This window comes from Streptomyces alkaliterrae, assembly GCF_007097205.2.
Lineage (GTDB): Bacteria > Actinomycetota > Actinomycetes > Streptomycetales > Streptomycetaceae > Streptomyces > Streptomyces alkaliterrae.
Genome location: NZ_VJYK02000139.1, coordinates 1 through 14,043 on the forward strand (window position 1 = coordinate 1; position 14,043 = coordinate 14,043).

The window sequence follows — 14,043 nt, forward strand, 5'->3', positions numbered from 1 at the left end:
GGCGGAGGGGGCAGGGCGGGCGGACGCCCGAGCGGCGGCACTTCTCCGCGTGGCGGATCGTGATGACACTCGGCGTCGTCTTCGTACTGCTGGCCACTGCCGGCTGGACGGCCGTCCAGAGCCGGCCGGCCGCGCCCTCGGCGCAGGACGCCGCGCTGCTCGACTGGTCCTCGGCCACCGTCGCAGGCCGGGCGCTACCGGCGCCCAACGCGCCGCCAGGCGAGATCCGCGGCTTCTTCGGCTCCCTCACCGAGCGGCAGCGCGCGGAGCTGGCCGAGCGGCACCCGCTGGTGGTCGGCAACCTCGACGGCGCCCCGCTGAAGCTGCGCTACCGGGCGAACCGGATCGCGCTGCGGGACATGGCGGACACCGAACGCGCACGCACGAACGACACCCGGCTGAGCGCGGCCGGCCAGCACGACGCCGGCCGCCGGATGAACCGCTTCCGCTCGATGTCCAAGCCCGGACGGCAGATCCTGGCGTTCGACCCGACCGGTCGGGGTCGCGCCGCCGAGGTGTTCGGGGACCTGCGAAGGGCCGACCGGGTGGTGGTCGTGGTGCCCGGCGTCGACACCGACCTGCTGACCTTCCAGCGCACGGCGTTGCGCTACACCGCCCCCGTGGGCATGGCGCAGGCGGTCTACGAACGCAGCAGGACGCTGGCCCCCGGCGTGCGTACGGCGGTCATCGCCTGGGCGGACTACACCACGCCGCGCGGGGTGAGCATGGACGCCGCCACCGGCGACCTCGCCCGCGAGGGCGCCGGACGCCTCAACCGGCTGCTGGCGGCGCTGCCCGGCCGGTCGACGGTCGCGCTGCTGTGCCACAGCTACGGCTCGGTGGTCTGCGGACTCGCCGGCCCGGACGCCCCGGCCCGGGTCACCGACGTGGCCGTCGCCGGAAGCCCCGGCATGCGGCTGAGGAGCGCCGCCGCGCTGGGCGGGCACCGCACGCTGTGGGCGATGCGCGCCGACGGCGACTGGATCGCCGACGTACCGCATCTGAACTTCGGCGGCCTCGGCCACGGCGACGACCCGGTGGAACCGCGCTTCGGCGCCCGCAGACTGGCCACCGGCGGGGCCACCGGGCACTCCGACTACTTCCTGCCCGGCACCGGCAGCCTGCGCAACCTGACCGCCGTCGGAACCGGTAGTTACGGTTCCGTCGAGACGCGCTGAACGCGCGGAGTCCACCACAGGGCAGGACCGCCCACACGGCGCATACGATGGGCCGCATGGGTGACGTACTGGACGGAACACACTCCAACTGGGAGTTCGACGCCGACTCCGTGCTCATCCGCTTCGAACGGGGGATCCGCACGCCGAAGCTGTTCCACGTGCTCGGGCAGCGGCGCATCCCCTACGAGGCGCTGAGCGGCGCGGAGGTCGTCCCGGGCGGGAAGCGCGGCACGATCGTCCTGCGCGCGCGGCCCAGAGTCGGCGCCGACCCGCTGTTGGAGGCGGCCAACGGACAGCTCAGCGCCCGCTGCGACCCGTACGCGCTGGTGCTGCCCGCCGAGAAGAGCACGCTCGCCGAGTACTACGCCGACGAGCTGACCCGCGCGCTCGGCCCCGACGCCCAATCCCCCGCCGACCGCCACCTTGTCGAACCCCCGGCCGCGCCGCTGCAGTTCAAGGCCTACGACGGCAAGGCGTCGTTCGACGGCACCGCGGTGTCGTTCCGCTGGTTCTGGACGGGCGCCTCGTCTGCCAAGTGGAAGGCCGGCGACCAGACGTTCCCCGTCAGCGAGCTGGAGGGGGTGGAGTGGCGCTCGCCCGAACTGTTCAACGGCTATCTGCGGCTGCTGCCGCGCGGCGTCGACCCGGCCGAACGCCCCGGCGAACCGGACCACGACCCGGCGGCCGTCGTCTTCGGACTCGGCTACGGGCTGGTGCACGAGTCGCTGCCGCTGGCGGCCGCGGTGCTCGCGGCGATCCGGGCCGCCGAGACGAACCCGGCGGGCGACAAGCCCCCCGTCCAGGTCGCCCGCCGGGTCCCCGCCGCCTCGGTGCGCGCCGACCCCGCGGACATAGCCGAGCGCATCCGCCACCTCGGCGAGCTGCACGGCGCCGGGCTGCTCACCGACGAGGAGTTCGCCGGGAAGAAGGCCGAACTGCTCGCCGAGCTGTGAGCAGCGGACCAGTGGCCGAAGCGGGTCTCACTCCCGGGCCGCGCTGGTGAGCGACATGTCGGCCGCGCGGTCCCCCGCGACCCGCGCGGCGATCGGCTCCAGCGCCGCGAGTTCCCCGGCCGTCAGCTCCAGCCGCGCGGCGGCCGTGTTCTCCGCCACCCGCTCGGGTCGGCGGGTGCCGGGGATCGGCACCACCGGCAGTCCGTGCGCGGCGGCCCGCTGGTGTACCCAGGCGAGCGCCACCTGGCCGAGGGTCACGCCGCGCTGCTCGGCGATCCGCCGGAGCGGTTCCAGCAGCCCGGCGTTCTCCCGCGCGTGGTCCCCGGTGAAGCGCGGGACGGTCCTGCGGTAGTCGCCCTCGCTCAGCTCGCTCCCGGCGTCGCTGAACGCGCCGGTGAGGAAGCCCCGTCCCAGCGGGGAGTAGGGAACAAACGCGACGCCGAGTTCGGCGGCGGCCGGTACGACGGATCGCTCCACGTCCCGGCTGAACAGCGACCACTCCGACTGGACGGCCGCGATCGGGTGCACGGCGTGCGCGGCCCGCAGTTCGTCGCCGGTCACCTCGCTCAGCCCCAGGTGCCGCACCTTGCCCTCCCGCACCAGCTCCGCCATCGCCGCGACGGTGTCCTCGATCGGCACGGCCGGGTCCTTGCGGTGCAGGTAGTACAGGTCGACGCTGTCCACGCCGAGCCGGGTCAGGCTGCCCTCCAGGCACTGCCGCAGATAGCCCGGGTCGTTGCGCACCCCGCGCGCCGACGGGTCGTCGCGGTCCAGCACGATGCCGAACTTGGTGGCCAGCACCAGCTCGTCGCGGTGCGCCTGCACGAAGGGCGCGAGGAAGCGTTCGTTGTCGCCGAAGCCGTACATGTCGGCGGTGTCGTAGAAGGTGACGCCCAGTTCCAGGGCGTGTTCCAGGGTGGCGCGGGCGGAGCGCTGGTCGGTCGGGCCGTAGGCGAAGCTCATGCCCATGCAGCCGAGGCCCTGCGCGCTGACGTCCGGGCCCCTCGACGAGTCGCCGCCCAGACGCACGGCGGGCAGGCCGGTTCCGGTGGTTCCGGTGGTTGCGGGGGTGGTCGGGTGGTTCACGATGTCGCTGCCTCCTCGGACACCGCGGGGGTGTCCTCGTTGCCGGTGTAGTGGGCGATCTTGACGTCGAGCACCGCGAGGGTGCCGCGCAGTTCGTCGATGCGGCGCAGTACGTCCTCGCGGGTGGCGGCGAGCAGCCGTCTGCGCTCGGGATAGGTGTGGTCGCCGGCGCGGACGAGTTCGGCGTAGCGGACCATGTCCGCGACCGACATCCCGGTCATCCGCAGCTTGCCGACGAGGTCGAGCCAGACCAGGTCGCGGTCGGAGAAGCGGCGCTGGCCGGTGTGCGAGCGGTTGATGTGCGGCATCAGACCGATCCGCTCGTACCAGCGCAGCGTGTGGGCGCTCAGCCCGGTGCGCTCGGCGACCTCGCTGATCGTGTAGCGCCCGCCGGTCCCGGCGGCCGGCGGTCCCTCGACCGGCACGGGGCGCGGTGCCGGACAGCAAATCCCCTGTGGTGTCTGGCTCATGTCGGGAACGCTAGAAGGTTGGAGTGCACTCCAGGCAAGTCCCGTCGGCGCCGGCCAGGGGGACGGTGGGTAGGCTCGGGGACCATGGAGAGCCTGCGGATCATCGACAACTGGCCCGTGGAGACCGCCGCCGCGGTGGTCGTACGGGCGGACGGCACGGTGGCGGGCGCGCACGGCCCGCAGCGCCACCGCTTCCCCCTCGCCTCGGTGACAAAGCCGCTGGCCGCGTACGCGGCGCTGGTGGCGGTCGAGGAGGGCGCCGTCGAACTCGACGAGCCGGCCGGTCCGCCCGGGGCGACCGTGCGCCACCTGCTCGCGCACACCTCCGGTCTCGCCTTCGACGAGCACCGCACGATGGCCGAGCCGGGCACCCGCCGGCTGTACTCCAACGCCGGCTTCGAGGTGCTGGGCGACCACCTCGCCAAGGCCAGCGGCATCCCGTTCGCGGAGTACCTGCGCCAGGCGGTGCTCGAACCGCTCGGCATGGCGGACACCGAGCTGACCGGCTCGCCCGCCAAGGACGCCGTGTCCACGGCCGCCGACCTGGCCGCGTTCGCCGCCGAGGTGCAGGCGCCCGCGCTGCTCGCGGCGCGGACCGTCGCGGAGGCGACCGCCGTGGTGTACCCGGGGCTGCGCGGTGTGCTGCCCGGCTACGGCAACCAGGCGAACAACGACTGGGGGCTGGGCTTCGAGATCCGCGACGGCAAGTCGCCGCACTGGACCGGCGCCCACTCCTCACCGCGCACGTTCGGCCACTTCGGCCAGTCGGGCACGTTCCTGTGGGTCGACCCGGACGCGGGCGCCGCCTGCGTGGCACTGACGGACCGGGCCTTCGGGCCGTGGGCCGTGGAGGCCTGGCCGCCGTTCACCGACGCGGTCCTCGCCGAGCTGCGCGGCTGACGCCCGCCGCCCCGGGCCGTGCTCAGCCGTACGTCGGCTCGCCGCCCATCTCCCACAGCAGGAACTCGGCGTTCTCCTCGGCCGTGACGGTCGTCACCGTCGGCCCCCACGGGTCCAGGGGTTCCGGGCCGCGCCGCAGCCGGGCGGCGTCGCCCGGGGCCAGGGTGGCGGACTCCGCGCCGGAGATCGTCAGCCGACCGGCCACCGCGTGCAGATAGCAGAAGGGGGCGGGCGGGAGCGTCACGCGCTCCCCCGCGCGCGGGCGGTGCACACTCAGCCGCGCGTCGGTGCCCGGCAGGGCGTACCCCTTGCCGACCGTGCCGTCCCGCACCACCTCGTACTCGGGTCGCCGCCCGAAGACGCCGGGGACCAGCCACATCTGGAGGAAGCGCAGCGGCGCCCCGCCCGCGTTGCGCTCGACGTGCCGCACGCCGCTGCCGGCGCTCAGCCGCTGCAGTTCGCCGGGGCGGACGGTGGTGGTGCGTCCGGTCGAGTCCTCGTGGGTCAGCTCGCCCTCCAGCACCCAGCTGACGATCTCCAGGTCCCGGTGCGGGTGTTCGGCGAAGCCGGCGCCCGGCGCGAGCCGTTCCTCGTTGCAGGCGACGAGCAGTCCGAAGCCGGTGTTGTCCGGGTCGTAGTGGCCGGAGAAGGAGAACGCGTGCCGGGTGTCGATCCCGGCCGGCGGGTCGCCGCCCCGGTAGCGGTCGTCGGCCCTCTGCACCTGAAGCTGCGCCTGAAGCATGCGGCAACCGTACTGCGCCGGCGGGCACCCGCCGGTGCGGTACGTCGGCCGCCGCCGACCAGTCGGCGGGCGGTCCCCGCACCCCGTTCCCGCCCGGCGCTCCCGATAAGGCAGGCTTGTCCCGTGCCCGAACCCGCTGAGCCCACGCCGAACCCGTCCGCCGAGCATCCGCACGCCGCCACCCTGCGGCGGCTGGAGCACTCCTCAGGCAAGCTGGCCGCCGCCGCCATCGCGCGGATGGACGACCAGCTCCCCTGGTACCGCGCGATGCCGCCCGAGCACCGCAGCTGGATCGGGCTGGTCGCGCAGGCGGGCATCGCCGCGTTCACCGAGTGGTTCCGCCACCCGGAGACACCGCAGGCCATCAGCACCGACGTGTTCGGCACCGCGCCCAGGGAGCTGACGCGGGCGATCACACTGCGGCAGACCGTGGAGATGGTCCGCACGACCATCGAGGTCATGGAGACCGCGATCAACGAGGTGGCGGCCCCCGGCGACGAGTCGGTGCTGCGGGAGGCGCTGCTGGTCTACGCGCGGGAGATCGCCTTCGCGACGGCCCAGGTGTACGCGCAGGCCGCCGAGGCGCGCGGCGCCTGGGACGCCCGGCTGGAGTCGCTGGTGGTCAACGCGGTGCTCTCCGGCGAGGCCGACGAGGGCACGGTCTCCCGGGCGGCGGCGCTCGGCTGGAACGCGCCCGAGCACGTCGCGGTGGTGCTGGGCACGGCGCCCGACGGGGACAGCGAACTGACGGTCGAGGCGATCCGGCGGGCCGCCCGGCAGGCGAAGTTGCAGGTCCTCACCGGAGTGCTCGGCAGTCGGCTGGTGGTGATCGCCGGCGGCACGCCCGATCCGCTGAAGGCGGCGAAGTCCCTGATCGGGCCGTTCGCGGCGGGCCCGGTGGTGGCCGGCCCGGTGGTCGGCGACCTGCTGTCGGCGACCCGTTCCGCGCAGGCGGCGGCGGCCGGACTGCGGGCCTGCCCGGCCTGGCCGGACGCACCGCGACCGGTGCTCGCCGACGACCTCCTCCCGGAGCGCGCGATGGCCGGCGATCCGACGGCGCGCACGCTGTTGGTGGAGGAGATCTACAGACCGCTGGAGGAGGCCGGCTCGGCTCTGCTGGAGACGCTGAGCGTCTTCCTGGAGCAGGCGAGCAGCCTTGAGGGCGCCGCACGGATGCTCTTCGTCCACCCCAACACCGTGCGCTACCGGCTGCGACGTGTGACGGACGTCACCGGATGGTCTCCCTCCGACGTACGTTCGGCGTTTACGCTGCGTATCGCGCTGATTCTGGGGCGTCTCCTCGATGGCGAGGAGGCGGCGACCCCCTGAGGGGGCGCTTTGTCGAAGGTTCACAATTCACCCGACCGTTCTTCGTCTCCGTCCCCACGGGCGGGGACCTCGCCTGACACGAGAGAGTGTGAGAGTGCTCGTACTCGTCGCTCCCGGCCAGGGCGCTCAGACGCCCGGCTTCCTGAACCCATGGCTGGAACTCCCCGGTGTCGCCGACCGGCTCGGCGCGTGGTCCGACGCGGTGGGTCTCGACCTTGTCCGCTACGGCACCACGGCCGGCGCCGAGGAGATCACCGATACCGCCGTCGCCCAGCCGCTGCTGGTCGCCGCCGGCCTGATCTCCGCCCGTGCGCTTCTCGGTGAGGACACCGACTCGGCGCCGCTGGGCGCCGTGGCCGGCCACAGCGTCGGTGAGCTGACCGCCGCGGCGATCGCCGGTGTGCTCACCGACGAGCAGGCGCTGACCGTCGTGCGCCGACGCGGCCTGGCGATGGCCGAGGCCGCCGCCGTCACCGAGACCGGCATGACGGCCGTGCTCGGCGGCGACCCGGAGACCGTCGTCGCCCATCTGGAGAAGCTGGGGCTGACCCCGGCCAACATGAACGGCGCCGGCCAGATCGTCGCCGCCGGCACGATGGAACAGCTCGCCGCGCTGAACGAGGAGCCGCCGGAGGGCGCCAAGATCCGCGCGCTCAAGGTGGCCGGCGCCTTCCACACCGAGCACATGGCGCCCGCCGTGGCGTCGCTGGCGGAGGCCGTCGAGCCGATCACCGCCGGCACCCCGCGGCTGCCGGTCGTCTCCAACAAGGACGGCCAGGTCGTGACCGACGGCGGCGAGCTGCTGAAGCGGCTGGTCGGCCAGGTGGCCAACCCGGTCCGCTGGGACCTGTGCATGGCGACCCTCGCCGAGCGCGGCGCGACCGCGATGATCGAGGTCTGCCCCGGCGGCACGCTGACCGGTCTGGCCCGGCGCGGCATGCCCGGTGTGCAGCGGGTGGCGCTGAAGAAGCCCGACGACCTGGAAGCCGCGCGGGCGCTTTTCGCCGAGCACGGCGCCGCCTGATGAGGAGCCGCGCGAGATGACCGTGAAGATCAAGCCAGCCAAGGGCTCCCCGTACGCGAGGATCCTCGGCGTCGGCGGCTACCGCCCGCAGCAGGTGGTGCCGAACGAGGAGATCCTCAAGCACATCGACTCCTCGGACGAGTGGATCCGTTCCCGCTCCGGTATCGCCACCCGGCACTGGGCGGGCCCGGACGAGACCGTCACCGAGATGACGCTGTCGGCGGCCGGCAAGGCCATCGCCGACGCGGGGCTGACCGCCGACCAGATCGACGCGGTGGTCATCTCGACTGTCTCGCACTTCAAGCAGACACCGTCGGTCGCCACCGAGATCGCCCACCGGCTCGGCGCCGGGAAGGCGGCGGCGTTCGACATCTCGGCGGCGTGCGCCGGCTTCGGCTACGGGCTGACGATCGCCAAGGGCCTGGTCGTCGAAGGCAGCGCGCGGCACGTGCTGGTCGTCGGCGTCGAACGGCTCTCGGATCTGACGGACCTCACCGACCGCTCCACCGCGTTCCTGTTCGGCGACGGCGCCGGCGCCGTGGTCGTCGGCCCCTCGGACGAGCCGCACATCGGCCCGACCGTGTGGGGCTCGGAGGGCGACAAGGCCGACGCCATCACCCAGACCGTGCCGTGGGACGACTACCGTGACAGCACGGTGGAGAAGTTCCCGGCGATCCGCCAGGAGGGCCAGACGGTCTTCCGCTGGGCCGTCTTCGAGATGGCCAAGGTCGCCCAGCAGGCGCTGGAGGCGGCCGGCATCACGGCGGACGACCTGGACGTCTTCATCCCGCACCAGGCGAACATGCGGATCATCGACTCGATGGTGAAGACCCTCAAACTGCCGGAGCACGTGGCGGTCGCCCGCGACGTGGAGTTCACCGGCAACACCTCGGCCGCCTCGATCCCGCTTGCCATGGAACGCATGCTGGCGACCGGGCAGGCCAAGAGCGGCGACACGGCGCTCGTCATCGGGTTCGGGGCGGGTCTCGTGTACGCGGCAGCGGTCGTTACCCTCCCCTAGTCCGTTTCACTCATCACCATCACCACTAAGGAGTGCCACAAATGGCCCACACCAGCGAGCAGGTCCTGGAAGGCCTCGCCGACATCGTCAACGAGATCGCCGGCATCCCGACCGAGGACGTCCAGCTGGACAAGTCCTTCACCGACGACCTGGACGTCGACTCGCTGTCCATGGTCGAGGTCGTGGTGGCCGCCGAGGAGCGCTTCGAGGTCAAGATCCCGGACGACGACGTCAAGGGTCTGAAGACCGTCGGCGACGCCGTGGACTACATCCTCAAGCACCAGGGCTGACAAGCCTGATCCGAGCGTCTGTCGCCACCCGGCGTGTCCGAGGTGGGCAGATGGCACACCCTCTAACCGTGGAGACAAGAATCCCGTGAACGCGACCAATCGCACCGTGGTCGTCACCGGTATCGGCGCAACCACACCGCTGGGTGGCGACAGCGCTTCGACGTGGCAGGGGCTGATCGCCGGCAGATCCGGCGTGCGACCCCTCGAACAGGAATGGGCCGCCGAGCTTCCCGTCCGCATCGCCGCGAGCGCGGCGGTCGAGCCGGGTGAGCAGCTGGCCCGCCCGCTCGCCCGCAAGCTGGACCGCTCGGCGCAGTTCGCGCTGATCGCCGCCCGCGAGGCCTGGGCCGACGCCGGCTTCGAGGGCCGCGCCGGCGACGAGGGCAACCAGGTGGACCCCGACCGGGTGGGCGCGGTCGTCGCCTCCGGCATCGGCGGCGTCACCACACTGCTCGACCAGTACGACGTGCTGCGGGAGAAGGGCGCCCGCCGCGTGTCCCCGCACACCGTGCCGATGCTGATGCCCAACAGCCCCTCCGCCAACGTGGGTCTGGAGGTCAACGCGCGGGCCGGCGTGCACTCCCCGGTCAGCGCCTGCGCCTCCGGCGCCGAAGCGGTGGGCTACGCCATCGAGATGATCCGCACCGGCCGCGCCGACGTGGTGATCACCGGTGGCACCGAGGCCGCCATCCACCCGCTGCCGGTGGCGGCGTTCGCCAACATGATGGCGATGTCCAAGAACAACGACGAGCCGCAGCGCGCGTCGCGTCCCTACGACACCGCGCGGGACGGCTTCGTTCTCGGCGAGGGCGCCGGCATCGTCGTCCTGGAGTCCGCCGAGCACGCCCGGGCGCGCGGCGCGCGGATCTACGCCGAGGCGCTGGGCCAGGGCCTGTCGGCTGACAGCCACCACATCGCCCAGCCCGAGCCGACCGGTCGCGGCATCGCCGCCGCGCTCCAGAACCTGCTCGACAGCACCGATCTCAAGCCGGCCGAGGTCGCGCACCTCAACGCGCACGCCACCTCCACCCCGCAGGGCGACGTGGCCGAGATCAAGGCGCTCCGCAAGGTGCTCGGCGACGAGCTGGACCACGTGGCGATCTCCGCGACGAAGTCCATGACGGGCCATCTGCTGGGCGGCGCCGGCGGTATCGAGACGGTCGCCACCGTGCTGGCGCTGCACAACCGGACGGCGCCGCCGACGATCAACGTCGACGACCTCGACCCGGAGGTCGACGCCGACGTCGTGCGCGGCGAGGCACGGCAGCTGCCGCGGGGCACCATCGCCGCGGTGAACAACTCGTTCGGCTTCGGCGGCCACAACGTGGTGCTGGCGTTCCGGACGATCTGACCGCACGTCGTCAACGGCCGTCCGACACGACGGAACGGGCGGGCTGACCTCGGGTCAGCCCGCCCGTTCCACGTTTGCGTCACACCACCTGGTGGAGCCAGCGGACCGGCGCGCCCTCCCCGGCGTAGCGGAACGCCTCCAGCTCGTCGTCCCACGGCTTGCCCAGCAGCTTGTGCAACTCGTCGGCGAGCACCGCGCCCTCCGCCTCGGCGCGCGCCAACGCGGCCCGCAGCCGGTCCTCGGGGATGAGGATGTCGCCGTGTATCCCGGTGACGGCGTGGAAGATGCCGAGGCTGGGCGTGGAGCTGTAGCGCTCGCCCTCCGCCGTGGCGCACGGCTCGGCCGTCACCTCGAACCTGAGCAGATGCCAACCCCGCAGCGCGGAGGCGAGTTTGGAGGCCGTCCCCGGGTCGCCCTGCCAGGACAGTTCGGCACGCCAAGTGCCGGGCGAGGCGGGCTGCTTGATCCAGTCGAGGTTGACGCGCGCGCCGAGGACACCCGCGACCGCCCACTCGACGTGCGGGCACAGCGCGCGTGGCGCGGAGTGTACGTACAGGACTCCACGTGTCGTCACCGGGGCCTCCCGTGCGGTCTGAGGTTCGCCTTCCCCAGCGGCCTCAACGTCCCTGCCGGTAAGGCATCGGCGGAGCCTGACATTCTGCCCCATCAGCGCGGCGCACACCAGCTTCCGAGTTACGAACAGTAAACACCATTTCGCTTAAATTGCACCCAAGCAGCACGCAGCGTGACGGAAAAGGGTGTCCCGGGCCATCGATTCGGTCGAAACGTACTCACGCCGAGGTGTAGGGAACGGCGGCGCGGTGTCGTACGGTCTCAACTACACCGACGAGTACCGACGAGTAGGGCCCGTCGGAATCAGGACGAAGGGGAACAGCGCATGGATTCGGGCAGGCGCACGGCCGGACGACGGGGGCGCGCGACCGGCGCGTTGGCGATCGTGGCGGCGCTCGCGTTCACCGCGGGTTGTGGCGGCTCGTCGGACGCGCCGGCGGATTCGCCGTCCGCGCGCGACGCGTCCGGGAAGACCGCCGGCTCGGAGGCGGCGGCCCGCTCCGCGCCCCGCTGGAACCCCAGCCCGGCTTCAGTCGCCGCCCTGGGCGACTCCATCACCACCGGTTTCGACTCCTGCAAGCTGCTCGCCGACTGCCCGGAGGTCTCCTGGGCGACCGGTACGGACCCGGCCGTGGACAGCCTCGCCCGGCGCCTGCTCTCCGACCCGACCGGCCGGGCCTTCAACCACGCCGTCTCCGGTGCCGTCGTCGCCGACCTGCCGGGGCAGGCCGCCAAGGCCGTCGCCGACAAGCCGGAGCTCGTCACCATCCTGATCGGCGCCAACGACGCCTGCGCCGACAAGCCGGCGGAGATGACGTCCACCGCGTCCTTCCGGCGCGACCTCAAGCGCGCCGTCGGCACCCTGCGCTCCGAACTCCCCGAGACCCAGCTGTTCGTGGCGAGCATCCCCGACCTGCGGCGGCTGTGGAGCGAGGGCAGCAAGGTCGAGGCGGCGCGCAACGTGTGGCAGATGGGCGTCTGCCAGTCGATGCTGCAGGACCCGCTGTCGAAGAGCCCGGCCGACGAGAAGCGGCGCGGCGCGGTGGCCGCCCGGGTGACCGAGTACAACACCGTGCTCAAGGAGGTCTGCGAGACCGACGCGCGCTGCCGGCACGACGGCGGCGCGGTGCACGAGTACCCCTTCGAGGTCTCGGAGTTGAGCCGCTGGGACTACTTCCACCCGAGCAAGCGCGGCCAGCAGATCCTCGCCCGGGTCGCCCACCGCGCGATCACCGCGCCCGCCTGAGCCGCTGGTCCCGCCCGCCCTGGTGCCCCGGGGCACCAGGGCGCACAGCCGGCACACACGACCCACCGCGCACACCCGGCGCGCTCCCTGACGCTCCCGGCGCCGCCCCCTCCCCGCTTATCCCCGTCCTACACGGACGGGAGAATGCGCACCAGACGGGGGTGGCGCAGCACGCACGACAGAAGCGACGAAAGCAGGGACACGTGGCCAGAACCGTACGCGCGCTTGTCGTCGACAAGCCCGGTGAGCACCGTCTGGTCGCCGGCCCGGTCGCCGAGCCGGGGCCGGGCGAGGCGCGGATCGCGGTGCACGCGGTCGGGCTGTGCGGCGGCGACCTCGAACTGTACGAGGGGGTACGGCCACCCGACCGGGCCCGCTACCCGGTCACCCCGGGTCACGAGTGGTCCGGCACGGTCGAGGCCGTCGGCGACGGCGTGGACCCGGGCCTGCTGGGCCGCCGCACGGTCGGCGAGGCCGTCCGCACCTGCCAGGTCTGCGAACGCTGCCGGCAGGGCGCGACCGGCTGCGCCGCCGGTGTGGCGCTCACCGGCTACACCGAACCGGGCGGCTGCGCGGACGTGCTGATCACTCCCGCGCGGTCGCTCCACCCGCTGGACGACACGGCCGACCTGCGCGCCGCGGCGCTGCTGGAACCCGCCGCGGGCGCCGCCGCCGCCGTACTCGGCGGCCGGCCTCGGCCGGGCGACCGGATCGCGGTGGTCGGCGCCGGCATGACGGGCCTGCTCGCCGTCGCCCTGCTCGCCGCCTACTCGCCGGCCGCCCTGTACGTGCTCGACCCGTGGCTGCGCCGCGCCGAGCACGCGCTCACCCTCGGCGCCACCGACGCCCTGCTGCCCACCGAGGCCGATCCGCTGTACGGCCGCTGCGACCTGGTGCTGGTGGCCGGCGGCCCGGCGGCCGGTCTCACCGACGCCTGCCGGCTCGCGCTGCCCGGCGGCCGGATCGTGCTCGCCGGACCGGTCGAGGCGGACGGCCACGGCCTCGACCCGGTGGTCCTCACCGAGCACGAACTGACCCTGCGGTCCGCCCCCGGTGCCACCCCGGCGTCGTGGGCGCACGCCGTCCGCGCCTTCCGCACCGGTCGGCTCGACCTGGCCCGGCTGATCACACACGAACTGCCCCTCGACGACTTCGCCCGCGCCCTGCCGCTCCTGGACGACGCCTCCCCCGAACACACGAAGGTGCTCCTGCGCCCCTGACCGGGCGGGCGCGTTCACGCCCCGAGCACGCCGACGGGCCCGCCGCCGGCCAAGCCGACGGCGGACCCGTCAGTGCGTGCGTTCCCGGACCGGCGGCTCAGCCGACGGAGATCGTCACCTCTATGTTGCCGCGCGTCGCGTTGGAGTACGGGCACACCTGGTGCGCCTTCTCCACCAGCTCGCGCGCGGTGGCCTCGTCGACGTTCGGGATGGTCGCCGAGATCGCGACCTGCAGACCGAAGCCGCCGGCCGGCGTCTTGCCGATGCCCACCGAGGCGGTCACGGTCGAGCCGGAGATGTCGGCCTTGGTCTGCCGGGCCACGACGCCGAGCGCGCCCTGGAAGCAGGCGCTGTATCCGGCGGCGAAGAGCTGCTCGGGGTTGGTGCCTGCGCCGCTGCCGCCCATCTGCTTGGGCGGGTTGACGACGACCTCCAGGTTGCCGTCGTCGCTGGCGACCTTGCCGTCGCGTCCGTTCTCCGCGGTGGCCACGGCGGTGTAGAGGACGTCGAGGGGCTGGATGGACATACGGATCCTCCAAAAGGAAGTACGGCCGGGGGGCTCGCGCCCACGACCCCGTCGGCCCGGACGAAGTGTAGTGCCCGCGCCGGTGGGCGTCTGCGGCGCGGTGGGGGGTGCGGGTTGGAGTACTGCGGGTGGGG

At 73.2% G+C, this 14,043-nt stretch carries 15 protein-coding genes; 10 read left to right on the plus strand and 5 right to left on the minus strand.

The window, feature by feature from the left end:
* Nucleotides 1–62 precede the first annotated feature (62 nt).
* Together FNX44_RS14620 and FNX44_RS14625 are read left to right on the plus strand one after the other, a co-directional pair.
* Nucleotides 63–1,178, plus strand: coding sequence for an alpha/beta hydrolase (locus tag FNX44_RS14620; protein WP_143648685.1), 1,116 nt, complete (start codon nucleotides 63–65; stop codon nucleotides 1,176–1,178).
* 56 nt (nucleotides 1,179–1,234) lie between these two features.
* Complete coding sequence (locus FNX44_RS14625) at nucleotides 1,235–2,131, plus strand: DUF4429 domain-containing protein (protein ID WP_143648672.1); 897 nt, start codon at nucleotides 1,235–1,237, stop codon at nucleotides 2,129–2,131.
* A gap of 27 nt (nucleotides 2,132–2,158) precedes the next feature.
* On the opposite strand, the gene FNX44_RS14630 is transcribed toward FNX44_RS14625, so the two are convergent.
* Both FNX44_RS14630 and FNX44_RS14635 read right to left on the minus strand, forming a co-directional pair.
* A complete protein-coding gene (locus tag FNX44_RS14630) occupies nucleotides 2,159–3,217 on the minus strand; it encodes an aldo/keto reductase (protein ID WP_407699174.1) in 1,059 nt (352 codons plus the stop codon).
* Nucleotides 3,214–3,687: a MerR family transcriptional regulator gene (locus FNX44_RS14635; protein WP_143648673.1), complete on the minus strand. Its 474-nt coding sequence runs from the start codon at nucleotides 3,685–3,687 to the stop codon at nucleotides 3,214–3,216. The genes FNX44_RS14630 and FNX44_RS14635 overlap by 4 nt, the downstream gene beginning before the upstream one ends.
* An 84-nt stretch (nucleotides 3,688–3,771) precedes the next feature.
* On the opposite strand from FNX44_RS14635, the gene FNX44_RS14640 reads away from it, so the two are divergent.
* A complete protein-coding gene (locus tag FNX44_RS14640; RefSeq protein WP_143648674.1) occupies nucleotides 3,772–4,587 on the plus strand; it encodes a serine hydrolase domain-containing protein in 816 nt (271 codons plus the stop codon).
* Nucleotides 4,588–4,609: 22 nt separating this feature from the next.
* Here the strand turns inward: FNX44_RS14640 and FNX44_RS14645 are convergent, their stop codons facing one another.
* Nucleotides 4,610–5,329 carry a pirin family protein gene (locus FNX44_RS14645; protein WP_143648675.1) on the minus strand — a complete coding sequence of 240 codons (720 nt, stop codon included), beginning with the start codon at nucleotides 5,327–5,329 and terminating at the stop codon, nucleotides 4,610–4,612.
* A 105-nt stretch (nucleotides 5,330–5,434) separates the two neighbouring features.
* Here FNX44_RS14645 and FNX44_RS14650 point away from each other — a divergent pair, with 105 nt between their 5' ends.
* The 5 genes from FNX44_RS14650 to fabF all read left to right on the plus strand — a co-directional run bounded on the left by FNX44_RS14650 (nucleotide 5,435) and on the right by fabF (nucleotide 10,344).
* Entirely contained in the window at nucleotides 5,435–6,658 is a 1,224-nt protein-coding gene (locus FNX44_RS14650) for a PucR family transcriptional regulator (RefSeq protein ID WP_407699175.1), read from the plus strand.
* 94 nt (nucleotides 6,659–6,752) lie between these two features.
* Entirely contained in the window at nucleotides 6,753–7,682 is a 930-nt protein-coding gene (locus FNX44_RS14655; RefSeq protein ID WP_143648677.1) for an ACP S-malonyltransferase, read from the plus strand.
* A 16-nt stretch (nucleotides 7,683–7,698) separates the two neighbouring features.
* Complete coding sequence (locus FNX44_RS14660; protein WP_143648678.1) at nucleotides 7,699–8,703, plus strand: ketoacyl-ACP synthase III; 1,005 nt, start codon at nucleotides 7,699–7,701, stop codon at nucleotides 8,701–8,703.
* Nucleotides 8,704–8,744: 41 nt separating this feature from the next.
* Nucleotides 8,745–8,993 (plus strand): acyl carrier protein, encoded by a 249-nt coding sequence (locus FNX44_RS14665; RefSeq protein WP_143648679.1) that lies wholly within the window; start codon nucleotides 8,745–8,747, stop codon nucleotides 8,991–8,993.
* Nucleotides 8,994–9,078: 85 nt separating this feature from the next.
* Nucleotides 9,079–10,344 carry a beta-ketoacyl-ACP synthase II gene (gene fabF / locus FNX44_RS14670; protein WP_143648680.1) on the plus strand — a complete coding sequence of 422 codons (1,266 nt, stop codon included), beginning with the start codon at nucleotides 9,079–9,081 and terminating at the stop codon, nucleotides 10,342–10,344.
* A 79-nt stretch (nucleotides 10,345–10,423) separates the two neighbouring features.
* On the opposite strand, the gene FNX44_RS14675 is transcribed toward fabF, so the two are convergent.
* Nucleotides 10,424–10,918, minus strand: coding sequence for a DUF3145 domain-containing protein (locus tag FNX44_RS14675; protein ID WP_143648681.1), 495 nt, complete (start codon nucleotides 10,916–10,918; stop codon nucleotides 10,424–10,426).
* A gap of 324 nt (nucleotides 10,919–11,242) precedes the next feature.
* Between FNX44_RS14675 and FNX44_RS14680 the strand changes: the two genes are divergently transcribed.
* On the plus strand, nucleotides 11,243–12,163 hold the full coding sequence (locus tag FNX44_RS14680; RefSeq protein WP_143648682.1) for a GDSL-type esterase/lipase family protein: 921 nt from the start codon (nucleotides 11,243–11,245) through the stop codon (nucleotides 12,161–12,163).
* Between the two features lie 203 nt (nucleotides 12,164–12,366).
* The gene (locus tag FNX44_RS14685; protein ID WP_143648683.1) at nucleotides 12,367–13,383 is read left to right on the plus strand and encodes a zinc-dependent alcohol dehydrogenase; all 1,017 of its coding nucleotides are present in this window, start codon (nucleotides 12,367–12,369) and stop codon (nucleotides 13,381–13,383) included.
* 97 nt (nucleotides 13,384–13,480) lie between these two features.
* On the opposite strand, the gene FNX44_RS14690 is transcribed toward FNX44_RS14685, so the two are convergent.
* On the minus strand, nucleotides 13,481–13,909 hold the full coding sequence (locus FNX44_RS14690; RefSeq protein WP_143648684.1) for an organic hydroperoxide resistance protein: 429 nt from the start codon (nucleotides 13,907–13,909) through the stop codon (nucleotides 13,481–13,483).
* Between the last annotated feature and the right edge of the window lie 134 nt (nucleotides 13,910–14,043).